This window comes from Mycobacterium sp. SMC-2 (assembly GCF_025263485.1).
Lineage (GTDB): Bacteria > Actinomycetota > Actinomycetes > Mycobacteriales > Mycobacteriaceae > Mycobacterium.
Map to the genome: position 1 here is coordinate 243232 of NZ_CP079863.1, position 16914 is coordinate 260145.

16 protein-coding genes and 2 pseudogenes are annotated in these 16914 nt (G+C 68.3%); 6 read left to right on the plus strand and 12 right to left on the minus strand.

The annotated features are described in order from the left end of the window. Nucleotides 1-11: 11 nt before the first annotated feature. A complete protein-coding gene (gene ftsH, locus KXD96_RS01255; RefSeq protein WP_260742492.1) occupies nucleotides 12-2405 on the minus strand; it encodes an ATP-dependent zinc metalloprotease FtsH in 2394 nt (797 codons plus the stop codon). 70 nt (nucleotides 2406-2475) lie between these two features. On the opposite strand from ftsH, the pseudogene KXD96_RS28695 reads away from it, so the two are divergent. Continuing rightward, nucleotides 2476-2599, plus strand: a pseudogene (locus KXD96_RS28695) (hypothetical protein); the annotation flags it as partial. 71 nt (nucleotides 2600-2670) lie between these two features. Here KXD96_RS28695 and KXD96_RS01260 read toward each other — a convergent pair. Then, on the minus strand, nucleotides 2671-3087 hold the full coding sequence (locus KXD96_RS01260; protein WP_260742493.1) for a VOC family protein: 417 nt from the start codon (nucleotides 3085-3087) through the stop codon (nucleotides 2671-2673). 129 nt (nucleotides 3088-3216) lie between these two features. Here KXD96_RS01260 and KXD96_RS01265 point away from each other — a divergent pair, with 129 nt between their 5' ends. Genes KXD96_RS01265 through KXD96_RS01275 form a run of 3 tightly spaced genes read left to right on the plus strand, consistent with a single transcriptional unit; the run spans nucleotide 3217 to nucleotide 6385 of the window. Beyond that, complete coding sequence (locus KXD96_RS01265) at nucleotides 3217-4188, plus strand: alpha/beta fold hydrolase (protein ID WP_396877724.1); 972 nt, start codon at nucleotides 3217-3219, stop codon at nucleotides 4186-4188. Then, nucleotides 4185-5372 (plus strand): LLM class flavin-dependent oxidoreductase, encoded by a 1188-nt coding sequence (locus tag KXD96_RS01270; RefSeq protein ID WP_260742494.1) that lies wholly within the window; start codon nucleotides 4185-4187, stop codon nucleotides 5370-5372. Before KXD96_RS01265 ends, KXD96_RS01270 begins: the two co-directional genes overlap by 4 nt. Then, the gene (locus KXD96_RS01275; protein ID WP_260742495.1) at nucleotides 5372-6385 is read left to right on the plus strand and encodes a zinc-binding dehydrogenase; all 1014 of its coding nucleotides are present in this window, start codon (nucleotides 5372-5374) and stop codon (nucleotides 6383-6385) included. The genes KXD96_RS01270 and KXD96_RS01275 overlap by 1 nt, the downstream gene beginning before the upstream one ends. Before the next feature lie 14 nt (nucleotides 6386-6399). Here the strand turns inward: KXD96_RS01275 and KXD96_RS01280 are convergent, their stop codons facing one another. The 4 genes and pseudogenes from KXD96_RS01280 to KXD96_RS01295 form a co-directional block, all read right to left on the minus strand. Then, nucleotides 6400-6684 (minus strand): WXG100 family type VII secretion target, encoded by a 285-nt coding sequence (locus KXD96_RS01280; protein ID WP_260737568.1) that lies wholly within the window; start codon nucleotides 6682-6684, stop codon nucleotides 6400-6402. A gap of 35 nt (nucleotides 6685-6719) precedes the next feature. After that, the gene (locus KXD96_RS01285) at nucleotides 6720-7016 is read right to left on the minus strand and encodes a WXG100 family type VII secretion target (RefSeq protein ID WP_260742496.1); all 297 of its coding nucleotides are present in this window, start codon (nucleotides 7014-7016) and stop codon (nucleotides 6720-6722) included. 76 nt (nucleotides 7017-7092) lie between these two features. Next, nucleotides 7093-8214, minus strand: coding sequence for a PPE family protein (locus tag KXD96_RS01290; protein WP_260742497.1), 1122 nt, complete (start codon nucleotides 8212-8214; stop codon nucleotides 7093-7095). Between the two features lie 613 nt (nucleotides 8215-8827). Then, nucleotides 8828-9121 (minus strand): annotated as a pseudogene (locus tag KXD96_RS01295) (PE family protein); the annotation flags it as partial. Nucleotides 9122-9284: 163 nt separating this feature from the next. Here KXD96_RS01295 and KXD96_RS01300 point away from each other — a divergent pair. Then, nucleotides 9285-9635: a hypothetical protein gene (locus KXD96_RS01300; RefSeq protein WP_260742498.1), complete on the plus strand. Its 351-nt coding sequence runs from the start codon at nucleotides 9285-9287 to the stop codon at nucleotides 9633-9635. Between the two features lie 170 nt (nucleotides 9636-9805). On the opposite strand, the gene KXD96_RS01305 is transcribed toward KXD96_RS01300, so the two are convergent. Both KXD96_RS01305 and KXD96_RS01310 read right to left on the minus strand, forming a co-directional pair. After that, a complete protein-coding gene (locus tag KXD96_RS01305; RefSeq protein ID WP_260742499.1) occupies nucleotides 9806-11026 on the minus strand; it encodes a PPE family protein in 1221 nt (406 codons plus the stop codon). 13 nt (nucleotides 11027-11039) lie between these two features. Beyond that, on the minus strand, nucleotides 11040-11339 hold the full coding sequence (locus KXD96_RS01310; protein WP_260742500.1) for a PE family protein: 300 nt from the start codon (nucleotides 11337-11339) through the stop codon (nucleotides 11040-11042). A gap of 627 nt (nucleotides 11340-11966) precedes the next feature. Here KXD96_RS01310 and KXD96_RS01315 point away from each other — a divergent pair. Continuing rightward, nucleotides 11967-12710, plus strand: coding sequence for an SIMPL domain-containing protein (locus KXD96_RS01315; RefSeq protein WP_260742501.1), 744 nt, complete (start codon nucleotides 11967-11969; stop codon nucleotides 12708-12710). A 71-nt stretch (nucleotides 12711-12781) separates the two neighbouring features. Here KXD96_RS01315 and hpt read toward each other — a convergent pair whose 3' ends face one another. Genes hpt through dacB form a run of 4 tightly spaced genes read right to left on the minus strand, consistent with a single transcriptional unit; the run spans nucleotide 12782 to nucleotide 16814 of the window. After that, nucleotides 12782-13393: a hypoxanthine phosphoribosyltransferase gene (hpt, locus tag KXD96_RS01320; RefSeq protein ID WP_260742502.1), complete on the minus strand. Its 612-nt coding sequence runs from the start codon at nucleotides 13391-13393 to the stop codon at nucleotides 12782-12784. Between the two features lie 51 nt (nucleotides 13394-13444). Next, on the minus strand, nucleotides 13445-14407 hold the full coding sequence (gene tilS / locus KXD96_RS01325; protein WP_260742503.1) for a tRNA lysidine(34) synthetase TilS: 963 nt from the start codon (nucleotides 14405-14407) through the stop codon (nucleotides 13445-13447). Next, complete coding sequence (locus KXD96_RS01330; protein WP_260742504.1) at nucleotides 14386-15432, minus strand: zinc-dependent metalloprotease; 1047 nt, start codon at nucleotides 15430-15432, stop codon at nucleotides 14386-14388. The genes tilS and KXD96_RS01330 overlap by 22 nt, the downstream gene beginning before the upstream one ends. Further along, nucleotides 15429-16814 carry a D-alanyl-D-alanine carboxypeptidase/D-alanyl-D-alanine-endopeptidase gene (gene dacB, locus KXD96_RS01335; RefSeq protein ID WP_260742505.1) on the minus strand — a complete coding sequence of 462 codons (1386 nt, stop codon included), beginning with the start codon at nucleotides 16812-16814 and terminating at the stop codon, nucleotides 15429-15431. The genes KXD96_RS01330 and dacB overlap by 4 nt, the downstream gene beginning before the upstream one ends. Nucleotides 16815-16914: the final 100 nt, after the last annotated feature.

The following is a 16914-nucleotide window of genomic DNA, read 5'->3' on the forward strand; positions in this document are numbered from 1 at the left end:
TCCTCCGTTCGTCAGCCGTGAGCCGGTGGGTTGGACCGGCTCACGTCGTCATCCTGCTGGTCGGGAGACTTTTCACCGTCCGGGTCGGGCAGACTCGGCGGCGGGTAGGGCGGGTAGGGCGGGTATGGCGGGTAGGCGGGCTGCGCCTGACCCTGCTGGGCCGGATGGCCGGGCTGGCCCGGGTAACCCGGGTAATGTCCCGCCGGCTGCGGCCAGTAGGGCTGCTGCGGGGGCTGCGGTGGCGGATACCAGTAATTCGGCTGCTGGTCCTGCGGCGGCCATCCCGGCGCGTGCCAGCCCGCCGGCGCACCGTAGTCCGGCTGGGTGGGGGCGTGCGGCGGGCCCGGATGGTGGCCTGCCCCTTGAAAGCCGTTGCCGCCGTTGTTGTTTCGGTCACCATCCGGCCCCGCAGCCGCAGCCGCGGCTTGGCTGGCCCGCGCGATAGCCGCCTTGAACGCCGGTTCCGGAACCGGCGGCGGCCACGGCTCGCCGCGCTCCATCGCCAGCTCGCCGGGCGTCTTGATCGGCGGTTTGTCCGACGGGATGCGGCCACCGAAATCGTCGAACATGGTGAGCCGGGGCCGCTTTTCGACGTCAGCGAAGATGCTCTCCAGCTCGGCCCGGTGCAGGGTTTCCTTCTCCAGCAGCTGGCCGGCCAGAGTGTCGAGTACGTCGCGGTATTCGGTCAGGATCTCCCACGCCTCGGTGTGGGCCGCCTCGATCAGCTTGCGGATTTCGTCATCGATGTCGCGGGCGACCTCGTGGGAGTAGTCGGCCTGCGTCCCCATGGTGCGGCCCAGGAACGGGTCGCCGTGCTCGGTGCCGTACTTGACCGCGCCCAGCTTGGAACTCATCCCGAATTCGGTGACCATCGCGCGGGCCACCTTGGTGGCCTGCTCGATGTCGGACACCGCGCCGGTCGTCGGCTCCCGGAAAACCAGTTCCTCGGCGGCGCGCCCGCCCATCGCGAACACCAGCTGCGCGATCATCTCCGAGCGCGTCCGCAGGCCCTTGTCTTCCTCGGGCACCGCCACCGCGTGCCCGCCGGTGCGGCCCCGCGCCAGGATCGTCACCTTGTAGATCGGCTCGATGTCCGGCATCGCCCAGGCGGCCAGGGTGTGGCCGCCCTCGTGGTAGGCGGTGATTTTCTTTTCCTGCTCGCTGATGATCCGGCCCTTGCGGCGCGGGCCGCCAATCACCCGGTCCACCGCCTCCTCCAGCGCGGCCCCCGTGACGACGGTGCCGTTCTCCCGGGCGGTCAGCAGCGCGGCCTCGTTGATGACGTTGGCCAGGTCCGCGCCGGTCATGCCGACGGTGCGCTTGGCCAGCCCGTCGAGGTCGGCGTCGGGGCCGATCGGCTTGCCCTTGGAGTGCACTTCCAGCACGGCGCGGCGTCCCGCCATGTCCGGGTTGGACACCGGGATCTGCCGGTCGAAGCGGCCGGGCCGCAGCAGCGCCGGGTCGAGGATGTCGGGCCGGTTCGTGGCGGCGATGAGGATGACGCCGGCGCGCGGGTCGAACCCGTCCATTTCGACCAGCAACTGGTTCAGCGTCTGCTCGCGCTCGTCGTGACCGCCGCCGAGGCCGGCGCCGCGCTGGCGACCCACCGCGTCGATCTCGTCGACGAAGATGATGCACGGGTTGTTCTGCTTGGCCTGTTCGAACAGATCGCGCACCCGGGACGCGCCGACGCCGACGAACATCTCGACGAAGTCGGAGCCGGAGATGGTGAAGAACGGCACTCCGGCCTCGCCGGCCACGGCGCGCGCCAACAGCGTCTTACCCGTCCCGGGCGGGCCGTAGAGCAGCACGCCCTTGGGGATCTTGGCGCCCAGCGCCTGATAGCGGCCGGGGTTCTGCAGGAAGTCCTTGATCTCGTAGAGCTCTTCGACCGCCTCGTCGACGCCCGCAACGTCGGCGAACGTGGTCTTCGGCATGTCCTTGTTGAGCAGCTTGGCGCGTGATTTGCCGAACCCGAAGCCCATCCGGGCGCCACCCTGCATGCGGGAGAACATCACGAACAGACCCACCAGCAACAGCAGCGGCAGCACGTAGACCAGCAGCTCGCCGAGGATGCTGCCCTGGTTGACGACCGTGCTGACTTTCGCGTTCTTGGCGCTCAGCGCGTTGAAGAGGTCCACCGCGTACCCGCTGGGGTATTTGGTGATGACCTTGTCGGAATTGTCGGTGTCGTTGTTGCCCTTTTTCAGGTTCAACCGCAGCTGCTGCTCGCGATCGTCGATCTGAGCGCTCTTGACGTTGTCACCATTGATCTGCGCCACCGCCACCGATGTGTCGACGGGCTTATAGCCGCGGGTGTCGTCGCTGAAATAGAAGAACGACCAGCCGAGCAGCAGCACGACGGCGATCGCCGTGATGGTGCGAATAACGTTTTTCCGGTTCATCAATCATCGGCCTTGCTGGCCAGGTCCTTCCCCGATATACACGCAGCTGGAAAAGTCCAGGCTACCGCTCGTGGCGATCGCCAGCCCGGCCGAGCCGGGCGCAGCGGGTCGCCACCGTTGTTCCCGTGGCGATCGCCAGCCCGGCCGAGCCGGGCGCAGCGGGTCGCCACCACTCAGTGGATATAACGAGCAGGGGTTCCCGCCGGCAACAGCTGACCGCGCCGGGCGTGACATTGGACGGCGGGTGCTCACGTCGGGCGTTCCGTCATTCGTAATAGCGGGCCTCTATCACGTTGCCGTCCGGATCGCGGAAGTAATAGCCCTGCGGCGCCCAACCCCGGGCGCCGAAGTTAGGGCTCAACCGCGCCTCGGTGTCCACTTTCTCAGCTTGGAGGCGTTGGTCCAACGCGTCGTACTCGGATTTCGTGAACGCAATGCAGACGTGATTCACCGGGTGGCCGGCGCTGCCTTCCGCGCGCGTGAGCGCCTCGGTGCCGGCAACGGCGGCAAGCGGCAACAGGTCGATGATCGAGTCCTCACAAACCCGCACGCTCGGGAACGGCGCCTCGCCGGCCTCGAACTCGGCAAACCGGACCGGCGCCAACCCGACCACCCTGGTATAGAAATCCATCGCGCCGCGCGGATCTTTAGTCCACAGGACGACGTGGTCGAGCCGCTTCATTCCGGGTCACCTGCTTTCACCTGATGTGGGGCTTCACGGCGATGTCTACCAGGCGACCAAAGCCGTTGGAACGCTATTCGCAATCAGCGCGAATACTTCTCAGCCCCGGAGCGGTTGTGCTTTGGTGACATGGTGCTCAAATCAACCGAACGGTTAGTAGAGACCAACGGTGTGCGGCTGCGGGTAGTGGAGGCGGGAGAGCGCGGCGCGCCCTTGGTGATTTTGGCCCACGGCTTTCCCGAGTTGGCATATTCCTGGCGCCACCAGATACCTGTCCTCGCCGACGCCGGCTACCACGTGCTCGCGCCCGATCAGCGCGGCTACGGCGGGTCCTCCCGCCCCCAAGCGATCGAGGCCTACGACATCCACCAGCTGACGGCCGACCTGGTCGGTCTGCTCGACGACGTCGGCGCCGAACGTGCGGTCTGGATCGGACACGACTGGGGGGCCGCCGTGGTCTGGAATGCGCCCCTGTTGCACCCGGATCGCGTGGCGGCCGTCGCGGCGCTCAGCGTGCCGGCGGTGCCCCGCTCGCACGTGGCGCCGACGAAGGCGTGGCGCAAGATGCTCGGCGACAAATTCTTCTACATCCTGTATTTCCAGGAGCCGGGCGTCGCCGACGCGGAGCTCAATGGTGATCCCGCCCGCACGATGCGCCGGATGCTGGGCGGCCTGCGGACATCGGGTGACCCGCTCACCGCGTCGCGGATGGTGGCGCCCGGTCCCGAGGGATTCATCGATCGCCTTCCCGAACCCGACCGGCTGCCGGACTGGCTGAGCCAGGACGAGCTCGACCATTACATCAGCGAGTTTTCCCGCACCGGATTCACCGGCGGGCTGAACTGGTATCGCAACTTCGACCGCAACTGGGAGACGACCCCGGAGCTGGCCGACGCGAAAATAACTGTGCCGGCGCTCTTTATCGGTGGGACCGCCGACCCGGTGTTGACGTTCACCCGCGCCGACCGCGCGGCGGAGTTGATCACCGGACCCTACCGGCAGGTGATGATCGAGGACGCGGGCCACTGGCTGCAACAGGAACGGCCGGACGAGGTGAACACGGCCCTATTGGACTTCCTCAACGGATTGGAGCTGCGATGAGCGCCCCGCTGCGTTTCGGTGTCTTCATCACACCTTTTCACCCGATCGGCCAATCGCCAACGGTGGCTTTGGAATACGACATGGAACGCGTGGTCGCGCTGGATCGGCTCGGATTCGACGAAGCCTGGTTCGGCGAACACCACTCCGGAGGCTACGAATTGATCGCCTGCCCGGAGGTGTTCATCGCGGCCGCGGCCGAGCGGACGAAACACATCCGGCTGGGCACCGGCGTGGTTTCGCTGCCCTACCACCATCCGTTGATGGTGGCCGATCGCTGGGTGCTACTCGACCACCTCACCCGCGGCCGGGTGATGTTCGGCACCGGCCCCGGCGCGCTGCCGTCGGATGCCTACATGATGGGCATCGACCCGGTCGATCAACGGCACATGATGCAGGAGTCGCTGGAGGCGATCCTCGCGCTGTTCCGCGCCGGGCCCTCCGAGCGAATCGACCGCCACACCGACTGGTTCACCTTGCGCGAGGCGCAACTGCACATCCGGCCCTATACCTGTCCCTACCCCGAGATCTCTACCGCGGCAATGATTTCGCCGTCCGGCCCTCGGCTGGCGGGTGCGCTGGGCACGTCATTGCTGTCGCTGTCGATGTCGGTGCCCGGCGGCTTCGCCGCCCTGGAAACCACCTGGGACTTGGTGCGCGAGCAGGCCGCTAAAACCGGCCGCGACGAGCCGGATCGGGCGGACTGGCGCGTGCTGAGCATCATGCACATCGCCGACAGTCGCGAGAAGGCCATCGACGACTGCACCTACGGGCTGCAGGATTTCGCCAACTATTTCGGCGCCGCCGGGTTCGTTCCGTTGGCCAACACCGTGGAAGGCGCCCAGACGCCGCACGAGTTCGTCGAGGACTACGCGGCCAAGGGCAATTGCTGCATAGGAACCCCCGACGACGCGATCGCCCACATCGAGGACTTGCTCGACCGCTCGGGCGGTTTCGGCACGTTGCTGATGCTGGGTCACGACTGGGCCTCGCCCGAGGCGACGTATCACTGCTACGACCTGATGGCGCGCAAGGTGATTCCCCACTTCAAGGGCCAGCTGGAAGCATCGCGGTCGTCGCACGACTGGGCCAAGAGTCATCGCGACCAGTTGATCGGCCGAGCGGGCGAGGCCGTGGTGAAAGCCATCACCGAGCATGTCGACGAGCAGAAGGGCGTAAAGAACTGATGCGCGCCGCGGTATTACGCGACGGCCGGATGGCCTACCGCGACGACGTGCCGGAGCCCGTGCCCGAGACCGGGCAGGTCCTCGTCGGCGTGCGGGCGTGCGGGATCTGCGGCTCGGACTTGCATTTCGCCGCCCACAGCGCGCAGGTGCTGGAAATGACCGATCGGGTGGCCGGCGGTAGGGGCGGCATGCACGTCGACCTCAACAACGACATCTTCATGGGTCACGAGTTCAGCGCCGAGGTACTCGAGGCCGGGCCCGACACCGAGACGCACCCGCCGGGAACGCTGGTCACCTCGCTCCCGGTGCTGCTCTCGGCCAAGGGCGTCGAGCCAATCGTCTACAGCAACAGCACAATCGGCGGTTACGCGGAACGCATGTTACTCTCGGCTCCGCTGCTACTGCCCGTCCCCAACGGCCTGGACTTCAAACATGCGGCCCTGACCGAACCCATGGCGGTGGGGTTGCACGCCGTCAACAAGTCCAACATCTCCCCCGGCGAGACGGCCCTGGTCATCGGCTGCGGGCCGATCGGCATCGCGATCATCGCGGCCCTGCGCGCCCGAGGGGTCGAAAACATTGTGGCGTCTGACTTTTCGCCGAAGCGGCGCGAGCTGGCCGCCGCCATGGGCGCCCACCAAACACTGGATGCCGCGCAGGGTTCGCCATTCGACTCCGCAAAACCCGCCGTCGTGTTCGAGGCGGTCGGAGTCCCGGGGATCATCGACGACGTGCTGCTCCGGGCCCGGCCCGGCACCCGCCTGGTGGTCGCCGGCGTTTGCATGCAGTCCGACACCGTCCATCCATTCTTCGCAATTGCCAAAGAGATCAACGTCCAGTTCGTGCTCGCCTACACCCCTGAGGAATTCGCCGACTCGCTGCGCGCGCTGGCTGAAGGCGACATCGACGTGTCCCCACTGATCACCGGGGAGGTCGGCCTCGACGGGGTCGGCGCAGCCTTTGACGACCTCGCCGACCCCGAGCGACACTGCAAGGTCCTCGTCACTCCCTAGGTCGATGGCGGCGACTAGGCCCAGCTTGATCCGACGGCGCTGTCGGTGCTGGCCATGTTGTTGCCGGCGCTCTGCACCTTCTGACCGTGGGCGTTGGCCTGCTCGTAGATCACCTGGAAGTTGCGGCCCAACTGGGTGATGAACTCCTGGCAGGCCACCGAACCGGCACCGCCCCAGAAGTCACCCGCAGCAAGCACATCGCGAATGATGGCCTGGTGCTCAGCCTCCAAAGACGCGGCCTGGGCGCGGATCAAGGCACCGTGGGCGTCGACATCGCCGAATTGATAGTTGATGGTCATTGTTAATCGTCTCCTGTTTGTCCGTCGGTGGTGGGCTAGCTGCCCAGGATTTGCTGCGAGGCCTGCTCTTGCTGCTCGTAGTTGTCGGCGTCGCGGATCAGTCCGTCGCGCACTCCGTGCAGCATGTTGACGATGTTGCGGAAGGCCTGGTTGACCTGACCCATGGTGTCGTACGAGGTGGCCTGCGCCTGACCGCTCCAGCCGGAGCCGGCGATGTTCATCGAGGACGCCCACATCTTGCGGGCCTCGTCCTCCACGGTCTGGGCGTGCACCTCGAAGCGGCCCGCCGTGTCGCGCATCGCATACGGATCGGTCATGAATCGTGTTGTCATTACATATCTCCTTCGAAAATTGTTGTAAATTAGTTATTTTGGTTAGCGTTACGTCGAGATTGCCTCTCCCCTTTCGTCATCCGACCAGCTGCGGCAATACGCTGGAGCGGGCCGGCACGGCGGCGCCGAAGCCGCGCATCTCCACTGCGCCCAGCTGCCCCGCATGCATACCGCGGGGGGCCAGCATCGGAGCGCCGGCAGCTCCCAACGGCGTGGCGGCAGGTGCGGCGGCCTCCGGGGTCGCGGGCCAACTCGGCGGCACCGACAGACCTCCAACCGGAGCAGCCTGCCCCATGGCCGCGGACGGCATCAGCCGCGCAGGCGCCAGCATCTCCGGCGCGCGCATCGACGGGGTGGCCGGAACCAGGCGCTCCATACCGGGCATCGCCGCCCGGGACGCTGCCCCGGATGCGGGCATGGCGGCCACAAGCCCCGCATTGGATGCCGTCATCCCACCCAGTCCTGACGTGGCTGTGCCGGCGCCCTCAGCCCCAAAGGGCGCGCCGAGCAAGTCGGTGAAACTGCTGACGGCCGAGGGGAAGCTGCTGAGCAACGACGACGCGGAGGAATTGAGCGTCGACGGCAGCCCCATGGTCGCCTGAGTGGCCAATCCCTGGGTGGCGGCCTGCATTTCGGCTTCACCCGCCGCCACGGCACCGGCTGCCACGCCGGCACTAGTCGTGGGCGGGGCGACCGCCATCGGCGCCAACATGGCCGCCGCCGCCGAGGATCCGGCGTACGCGTACATGGCCGCGGCATCTTGGGCCCACATCTCGGCGTACTGCGCCTCGGTGGCCGCGATCGCCGCGGCGTTCATCCCGAGGAAGTTGGTCGCCACCAGCATCATCAGCAAGGACCGGTTGGCGGCGATAAGCGGTGGCGGCACGACGGCCGCGAACGCCGCCTCATGTGCGGCCGCCGCCGCTGTCGCCTGCATCCCCGCCTGCTCGGCCTGCGCGGCGGTGGCGTGCATCCAGGCGACGTAGGGCGCCGCGGCGGCCGCCATCGCCGCCGACGACGGACCCTGCCAGCCGGCATCGGTGAGGTTCAGGATCACCGACCCGTAGCCCGTCGCCGCTGCACGCAACTCCGCGGCCAGCCCCTCCCATGCCATCGCTGCCGCCAGCATCGAGCCTGGGCCCGGGCCCGCGTACATCAGGCCGGAATTGATCTCCGGGGGCATCGCACCGAAATCCATGACTGCGTTCCTCTCTTGGGTGGTTTCGTTATGCCAGCGTGGGCAACGGCTTGGGCGCGGCAACGGCTTTGAAGGCCGCGTGCGCGTGGATGACGTGCTCACCCGGCGTGCCGGCGGGCAGGTGCATGGGCAGCGCCTTCTCGGCGGGTAGGGCGGCCGCGAGGGGCGCCCGGTGGTCCGGTGCGGCCGGTGCCAGTTGCGAAGGTGAGACATGCTGAGGCGCCAGCTCGGCGCGTGCGACGTGCTCGGCGGGCGCCACGCGCGCGGGCGCGAGGTGCTCGACGGGAGCGGCCGGCGCCACGCGTGCCGGCGCGCGATGCTCGACGGGAGCGGCCGGATGGGCGCCGTAATGCCCGCGCCCATACGGCATCTCGTTGCGGCCGTAGTTGGCAGCCCCATAGCCGGCATAGCCGCCCTGCTGGGGTGTGACCTCGCCGCCATAGCCACCCCCGTGCCACCCGGGAGTGGCGGCGGTGGCCGGCCGGGCGGGCGCGGCAGGCGCCACGCGGTGAGGCGCGGCGGGCGCGACGCGAGCGGGCATGCCCGGCGCCAGGCGAGCCGGTCCGGCGGGGGCCATTTGGACGGGCATGGCCGGCGCGAAGTGGCCGCCCACGGCGTGCGCGGCATTGGCGGCCTCGGTGGCCGCATACGAATCGGCACTCTCGCCCAGGGCACTGACGAACTGCTCGTGGATCATGCTGGCCTGGGCGCTGATCGCCTGATATTGCTGGCCGTAAGCGGCGAAGGTGGCCGCGGTGACCGCCGACACTTCGTCGGCCGCCGCGGGGACCACTCCCGTAATCGGGAAGGCGGCCGTCGAGTTGGCGGCGGTCACGGCGGACCCGATCGACTGCAACTGGCCGGCCGCAGCCAGCAGCAGGTCCGGCAGTGTGGTCAGGAACGACATGTCTTCTCCTAGTGGAATCTGGCTTCTGCTGTCACACTTGCGGACACTATGTCATAAATCCAGAATCTATGTCTAGTATCAAGTAATAGTTTCTTGGTCTTATCCTATAAATCGCAGGTGGGGACACTTTGCCCGTCTTTCGGCAGCGGGTTACTCTGGATGGATGCCACGTACGAACGCCGCAGGCTGGGGGCTGAGGCGCCTGCTCGAAGCGACGCTGAACCGCGACATCACCGTCGAGCAGTTACGCGATGCCTGCGGCGTCACGAAAGGTCGCTGGTACGGGGCCGGAGGACGCGCCAACGCAGACGACTTCCCCGATGCCGAAGAGGCCAGGCGTGCCGCGCACGCGTTCGGGCTCAGCGCCACTTGGCTACAGGTCGAACTTGGTCTGATCACCCCCGAAGACGTGCACGGGGCCCTCGGCGACGGGCAGTCACTGGACCCTTTCCGTGTCACGACCCGCCAGCGAGTGCTGATGCCGAACCCGGCGCCGGAGGGCTCGCGCGACTGAGTCGCCGTCGAACGAATTGCGTTCCCGTCGTCAGTCCGCCACAACCTGTGCTTGAAGCCGCGGCCAATCCGGTCGCTGAGCACTCTCAGATGCCGCTGCTGCCAACGTCTTCGGCCAAGGACGTTTAGTGGGTGCGCCCCAACGGCGGCGGGGTCTGACGGGCGTTGTCGCTAGCCCCCGGCCGGCGGATGCGTGATGACCGTGGGCTTGAAGCCGTACCGCGGGATCGCGAAGTTGGCTGACATTCCCCGGCCGAGGCCACTGCCCACGAGGGGCATACCCCCTACGGCGTTCGTCGCGGGTTCCACGGCCGACGAAGCCGCGAGGCCGTTGAGCGTCGCAACGGCGGGGGTCGCCGCCGGGGCAACACCGGCCCACGCCTGTGGCACCGATAAAGCGCCGACCGTCACCGCCTCGCCTACTACAGCGCCCGCGGCGCCGCCCGCCCCGGTGCTGGACAGGGCCGCCGGCAAGGCTGATCCGGCCGCCTTCGCGGCGCCCTCAACAGCCTGGGCGGCGGCCTTGGGCGCCATCGAGTGGCTCAGCCCTTCGAGGTCTTTGAAGATCGTGACGAAAAGCCGGCTTGGTCCCACCCACTCTTTGAACATGTCAATCGGCGTGCCCGCATGCAGGGTTGACGAGCCGGTCAGCGTCTCCAGGAATGCACCAGCCATCCCATCCATCTCCAAGGTGCCCCCGCTGAACAGATTCGCGAATGGGTTCGCCGCGGGTGGGGGCCCGGCAAGCCCGGCCAGCGTGCCGGGCATCGCGTCGGTCAGGGCCGACAGTTCCTGCGTGTCGGCGGCAGCAGAGGACGCTACTGCCTGCGCGACGGCAACTTCCTGGGCGGCCACGCCAGCCGGGTTGGTGGCGGGCCCTGCCGGATCGAACGGCGGCAACGCCGACGCCGCCGCCGACGCCCCCGCGTAGCCGTACATTGCGGCCGCGTCCTGCGACCACATCTCGAGGTATTGCGCCTCGGTGGCGGCGATCGCCGGTGTGTTCTGGCCGAGGAAGTTCGTCGCCAGCAACTCCATCAACAACACCCGGTTGGCCGCGATCACCGGCGGTGGCACAGTCGCGGCAAATGCCGCCTCGTAGGCACTCGCCGCCGCGGCGGCCTGGGCGGCCGCGTGTTCGGCCTGGCCGGCCGCGCCGTTCAACCATGCGATCTGCGGCGTGGCCGCACCCGCCATCGACAAGGCAGCGGCACCAAGCCATGGCCCATCCATCAGCCCGGTGACCACCGACTGGTAAGCGGATGCCGTGGTGAGCAGGTCGGCGGCCAACGCCTGCCAGCCCGCCGCGGCGACCAGCATCGGCCCTGAGCCGGGCCCGGCATACATGAGAGCGGAGTTGACCTCCGGCGGCAAGAGCCCGAAATCCAGCATGACGCCCTCTCGCCTAGCCGACCATCGTGCTGTTAGCAGCCTCGGTAGCCGCATAGGAACCCGCGCAAATACCCAGCACCGTCGCCAGCTGTTCTTGCGCCCGCGCGGCCTGGGCGCTGATCGCCTGATACAGCTGGGCGTGGGCGGAGAACTGGGTGGCGGTCAGGATGGACACCGCATCGGCCGCGGCAGGAGCCACCATCGTCGTCGGGCCTGCCGCAGCCGCATTGCCTGCCTGTAGCGCCGCGTTGATCGACTGCAGTTCCCCCGCGGCTGCACTCAAAATGTCCGGCTGTGCGACCACGATCGACATTCGCTGTCCTCCCTCAATTGCGCTTTGCATCAGCGACTTTCAATGACTGATGACGTCACCGCTGCGATTCCGGCGGCCACGTTAAACCACTGGTATTAGGTCAACACGAATCCGCGGGCAGCCCGTTAACTACCGATTTGATCGGCGTTTACGCAATTCGTTGCTCACTGCTGCGCCGTACACATTTCCGGGAAAACCCTCGGTTTCTTGCGGTTAGGGGTTTCATAAGAAACTCGTCACAACGGTTTCACTAACGCCAAACCTCGACTAAGTGCACACTGGCCGACGTATGGGCGTCGCGGATCAGATGTCAACTAGGCTCCGCCGCAGCATGATTGACCACTGGGCCGCGTCAGATCTCAGAATTCGAAATGAGCGTCTCGAGGACATTTGAGGTCCGTCTTCACCGGATTGCGACCGTGACACTCAGGCGTGTTGCATATGATCGCGGCCCACGCCGACAGCGATAACGTGCAGACACATCAGCCACAGATGCCGGGGCCCAATTCATCAGAGGTTGACATGAACCTGGACGCCTCGCGCGCCGCGTCAGCTCATGCACGGTGTCTGACGGACCGGCGCGCCGAGTCCGACTCAGGTGCGTCGAAACGCGCTAGGGTCCACTGCATGCCGCAATCCAGCGCCCCGAGGTTTGCCCGCAAGCTGACCGCCCTGGCCGTCGCCGGCTTGGCTACCGCCGCGCTGTCGGCCTGCGATTCCGCGCCTTCCGCGCCCGCACCCGGGGTGAATCCCCGCCAGGTCACGGTCTTCGGTTCGGGTCAGGTCCAAGGCGTCCCGGACACCCTGACCGCCGACGTGGGTATCGAATTCACAGCGCCCGACGCGACCGCCGCGATGAACCAGACCAACGACCGCCAGCAAGCGGTCATCAACGCGCTGGTCGGCGCCGGCGTCGACCACAAAGACATCAGCACCACCGACGTCACGCTGCAGCCGCAGTTCAGCAGTCCCGAGCCCAACGGCACCGCGACCATCACGGGCTACCGCGCCACCAACGCCATCACGGTCAAGATCCACCCGCCCGACGCCGCGTCACGGATGCTGGCCCTCATCGTCGGCACCGGGGGCGACGCCACCCGGATCAAGTCGGTCAGCTACTCGATCGCCGACGACTCGCAATTGGTCAAGGACGCACGCGCGCGGGCGTTCAACGACGCCAAGAATCGCGCCGAGCAGTATGCCCAGTTGTCGGGGCTCCGGTTGGGCAGGGTGCTGTCCATTTCGGAGGCGACGGAACCACCGGCGGGGGGACCGCCGACGCCGCCGAGGGCCATGCCGAGCGCTGTCCCGCTGGAACCCGGCCAGCAGACCGTGAGCTTCTCGGTGACCGCGGTGTGGGAGCTGGACTAGCTTGTCGGCGGCGACCCGCCGCGCCCGGCTTCGCCGCGCTTGCGATCGCCGCTAGCTTGTCGGCGGCGGCGCTACTGCTGGTAGACCCTGGGATCCAGGGTACCGATGTATGACAGGTCGCGGTAGCGCTCGTCGTAGTCCAGGCCGTAGCCCACGACGAAGTCGTTGGGGATGTCGAAGCCCACGTAGGCGATGTCAACGTTGGCGCCCTTCGCGTCGGGCTTGCGCAGCAGCGTGCACACACGCAGTGAACGCGGATGGCGGCTGCTGAGGTTGCGCAGCAGCCACGACAGGGTCAGGCCGGAGTCGACGACGTCCTCGACGATCAGCACGTCGCGCCCCTGGATGTCGCGGTCCAAGTCCTTGAGGATCCGCACCACACCTGACGACGACGTCGAGGACCCGTAGGAACTGACGGCCATGAACTCGAACTGGGTGGGCACCGGAATCGCCCGGGCCAGGTCGGTGACAAAGATCACGGCGCCCTTGAGCACGGTGATCAGCAGCAGATCCTGTCCGGTCTCGGTCATCACCTCGCGGTATTGCCCGCCGATCTCTTCGCCGAGTTCGGCGATTCGCGCCTGGATCTGCTCGGCGGTAAGCAGCACCGACTTGATGTCCCCCGGGTACAGCTCCGCGGGCTGCGCTGGGGTGATCGCCGAGGAGATCTGGGCCACGCCCACAGAGTGCCACGCCAGGGGCCGAATAACCAACGGCGACCCCGGTATTGCGGCCTATCGAACGGGTTCGCGCCACAGGGTCAGTACGCCGTCGCGCCGCCCCGCGATCAACCGCTCGTCGCGCAGTGCGGACCCGACCGCGACCCCGCCCTGCCCCCGCCAGGCGGTGACGAGCGCGTCCACCCCCCGAATCTGCTTGTCCGTCAGCCCTGTTGCGCCACCCGCCAACAGCCAGCCGCGGATCACCCGGCGCCGAACCGGGGCGGGCAACGCGGCCAGGGCCTGCGCCTGCAATCCCGCGCCCGCCTTCACCCCGGGCAGCGCCTGGGCGGCAAGCGTGTCGATCAGCTCGGTGTCCTCTCGCAGCGCCGTCGCCGTGCGGGCCAGCGCCTCGGCCACCCCACCGCCGAGCACGTCCTCCAGCAGCGGCAGCACCTCGAGGCGCAGCCGGGTCCGCGTGAAGCGGCGGTCGGTGTTGTGCGGGTCCTGCCACGCCGTCAGCCCCAGCTCGTGACACGCGGCGTGGGTCACCGCGCGCCGCACACCCAACAACGGCCGCCCCCACGGCGGGTCGTACGCGCGCATCCCGGCGATCGATCGCACACCCGACCCGCGGCCTAGCCCCAGAAGCACGGTCTCCGCCTGATCGTCGAGCGTGTGACCCAGCAGCACCGGCCCGTCGTGATACGCGCTCAACGCGGCATAGCGCGCGGCGCGGGCGGCGGCCTCGGGACCGCCCTCGTTGCCCACGTGCACGCGAACGACTTGTGCGGCAACGCATCCCAGGCCGACGGCTTGCGCGCGGGCGGTTTCGGCGACGGTGGCGGAATCGGGTTGCAGGCCGTGATCGACGATCACGGCGGTGGTGGGCCGCAGCTGGGCCGCCACTGCGGTGAGCGCCAGGGAATCGGGGCCGCCGGACAGCGCCACGCACCATTGTTCGACGGCGGCGACATGGGCATTGACGAACGCCTCGACAGCCGCGCGCAGCTGTCCTACAGCACCCGGTCGATCCATCGCTGGGGTTCCTCGATCTCGGCGGGTAGCGGCAGCGTCTCGGCTCCGGTCCAGATTGTGTTGAACCGCTCCATGCCGACCCGCCCCACCACGTGGTCGACGAACGCCTTGCCCCGCGTGTACTGGCTGAGCTTCGCGTCGAGCCCCAGCAGCGCGCGCACCAGGCGCTGCAGCGGAGGTTGCTTGCGGTTGCGGCGCTCGTCGAATCGACGGCGGATGGTGGTCACCGACGGCACCACCATCGGCCCGACGGCATCCATCACATGGTCGGCGTGGCCCTCCAGCAGCGTGCCGAGCACCAGCAGCTGATCGAGGGCCTGCCGCTGCGGCTCGGACTGCACCGCGCGCACCAGACCCACGATTCCCGACGAGCTGCCGTCCGCCGCCGCGTTGCCGCGGTTGCGGACGTATGCGGCGAGCCGGCTCGCCACCTGCGCGATGTCTTCGCCGGGGTCGCGCGTCAACAGCGCCAGGGCCTGGGACATGTGCTCGGACAACCACGGGTTGGCGGTGAACTGCACCCGGTGCGTCACCTCGTGCAGGCAGACCCACAACCGGAAGTCCGAGGGCTCGACCCGCAGTTGGCGCTCGACGGCGATGACGTTCGGATACACCAGCAGCAGGCAGCCCTCTTTTCCGGCCGCGAACGGGTCGTACTGGCCGAGAATTCCGGACGACACGAACGCCAGCACGGCCCCCGTCTGGGCGCCGGTGAGGCGACCGGTGAGGAAGCCCCGCGGCTTCTCCGAGCCGTTCATCATCACCCGCATCGACTCGGCCGCCGCGCCGATCCACTGCGGGCGATCGACGACGCGGGCTGCGGGCACGGTGCCCTCGGTGATCAGACCGGTTACTTCGCGCACCGGCGGTTCGGCCTTGGCGGCCAAGCTGGTGAGTTCGTCGATCACCTGGCGGCGGGTGTAGTCGCTCGACGGCGGACCGGGCCGGGCCAGTCGTTGCCCAACGGTGGCGGCGAATCCCCAGTCGACGGCGGTACCGAGCGTCAGCTCCGAAGGCGGGCTCATGAGCACCCGCAGGACCACAGCTTGGTGGCCAGCGCGTCCATCACATTGCGGCCGTTCGGGCCGGCGGCATTCGAGATGAAGGCGAACGTAAGCACCCGTCCGCTGCGGTCGGTGAGCACCCCCGCCAGGGCGTTGATGGCGGTCAGCGATCCGGTCTTGGCGCGCAACCAGCCGGCCGGGCCCTGGTTGGAGCCCGCGTCGGTGAAGCGGTCGGCCAGCGTGCCACTGCCGGCGGCGATGGGAAGCAGGTCCAGCAGGGCCCGCAGGGTCGGCTGGTCGGGTCCGGCGGCCGCCTGCAGCACCCCGTCGAGCGTCTTGGCGGTCAACCGGTCGTCGACCGAGAGGCCGCTGGAATCCATCAGCGCGGCGCCGCCCGTGTCGACGTGCGCGCTGTTCAACCGGTTGGTCACCGCGTCGGCCGCACCGGCGAAGCTGCGCGGCCGGTTGATGGCCGCGGCCACCTCGCGGGCGATGCATTCGGCCATCACGTTGTCGGAGTGGTCCATCATCTCGGAGAGCCGCTGGACCAACGGCGCCGACTGCACGACGGCCAACTGCCGCGCCCCCGACGGCGCCGTCGCGATCGTCACCGCGGCCGGATCCAGGCCCAGCGCCTTGGCCAGTTCTCGCCCGGCATCCAGCGCCGGGGTCCGCGAGCGCCGGGAGTTGACGGTGCTCGGCTGGATGCGCCCGGCGTCGATCATCACGGACTCGATGGGCGCGATGTCGCCGTTGTCGATGTCGGCGACGTCCCAGCCCTGCGCAATCGTCGGCCCGCTGAACGCCGAGGTGTCCACCTGCACCGCGGTCGGCGTCACGCCGCTGCGGCGGATCTGCTCGACGAGGTCGCTGATCCGGGCCGACCCGCGGTACCAGGTGTCCGCGCCGGGCGGCGCCGCCGACAACACCGGGTCACCCGCACCGACCAGAACCACCGGGCCCTGCGCGTTCTGGCTGCCGGCCACCACACGCGTGCTGATCCGGGCCTGGTGGTCCAAGGTCAGCAGGGCCGCGGCCGCCGTCAGCACTTTGTTGGTCGACGCCGGCACCAGCGGCACGTCGTCCGCCACCTGCCAGAGCTCTGTTCCGGTCATGGCGTCGCTGACCCGGGCGCCCAACCTGCCCAGGTTGGGATCGGCCGCCACGGCCGCCAGCGTGGCCGCCACCCCGGCGGGGCTGGGCGTCTCGGCGCTGTCGCTGACCGGAACCATTCCCGGCTTGACCGCCACCGCGTGCGGGGGCGGTATCGGGGCATGCGAGTTGTTGCCGCCGTGCCCCGCCGAGGTGAAAAACGTTGCCGCCGCCACCACCGCGGCGACGAACGCCAGCACCGCCAACCCGACGAACACATGGGTGGATTTCTGCCAGCGAGTGGGACCCATCGCTCTCCTGACTGTCTCCCGCCCATTCTGCCGAATCCGCCGCAAACGCCTCGACTAGGGTGATCCCCGACGCAAACGGACCACCGCGAACCGCCCAGAT

Excerpts from the sequence above, each read along its gene's own strand:
- KXD96_RS01300 (WP_260742498.1), top strand. The coding sequence starts at position 9,285 with ATGCCACGTACGAACGCCGCAGGCTGGGGGCTGAGGCGCCTGCTCGAA.
- ftsH (WP_260742492.1), bottom strand. The coding sequence starts at position 2,405 with ATGAACCGGAAAAACGTTATTCGCACCATCACGGCGATCGCCGTCGTG.
- KXD96_RS01310 (WP_260742500.1), bottom strand. The coding sequence starts at position 11,339 with ATGTCGATCGTGGTCGCACAGCCGGACATTTTGAGTGCAGCCGCGGGG.
- KXD96_RS01275 (WP_260742495.1), top strand. The coding sequence starts at position 5,372 with ATGCGCGCCGCGGTATTACGCGACGGCCGGATGGCCTACCGCGACGAC.
- tilS (WP_260742503.1), bottom strand. The coding sequence starts at position 14,407 with ATGGATCGACCGGGTGCTGTAGGACAGCTGCGCGCGGCTGTCGAGGCG.
- KXD96_RS01280 (WP_260737568.1), bottom strand. The coding sequence starts at position 6,684 with ATGACCATCAACTATCAATTCGGCGATGTCGACGCCCACGGTGCCTTG.
- KXD96_RS01270 (WP_260742494.1), top strand. The coding sequence starts at position 4,185 with ATGAGCGCCCCGCTGCGTTTCGGTGTCTTCATCACACCTTTTCACCCG.
- KXD96_RS01285 (WP_260742496.1), bottom strand. The coding sequence starts at position 7,016 with ATGACAACACGATTCATGACCGATCCGTATGCGATGCGCGACACGGCG.
- KXD96_RS01330 (WP_260742504.1), bottom strand. The coding sequence starts at position 15,432 with ATGAGCCCGCCTTCGGAGCTGACGCTCGGTACCGCCGTCGACTGGGGA.
- KXD96_RS01290 (WP_260742497.1), bottom strand. The coding sequence starts at position 8,214 with ATGGATTTCGGTGCGATGCCCCCGGAGATCAATTCCGGCCTGATGTAC.
- KXD96_RS01265 (WP_396877724.1), top strand. The coding sequence starts at position 3,217 with ATGGTGCTCAAATCAACCGAACGGTTAGTAGAGACCAACGGTGTGCGG.
- dacB (WP_260742505.1), bottom strand. The coding sequence starts at position 16,814 with ATGGGTCCCACTCGCTGGCAGAAATCCACCCATGTGTTCGTCGGGTTG.
- KXD96_RS01260 (WP_260742493.1), bottom strand. The coding sequence starts at position 3,087 with ATGAAGCGGCTCGACCACGTCGTCCTGTGGACTAAAGATCCGCGCGGC.
- KXD96_RS01315 (WP_260742501.1), top strand. The coding sequence starts at position 11,967 with ATGCCGCAATCCAGCGCCCCGAGGTTTGCCCGCAAGCTGACCGCCCTG.
- KXD96_RS01305 (WP_260742499.1), bottom strand. The coding sequence starts at position 11,026 with ATGCTGGATTTCGGGCTCTTGCCGCCGGAGGTCAACTCCGCTCTCATG.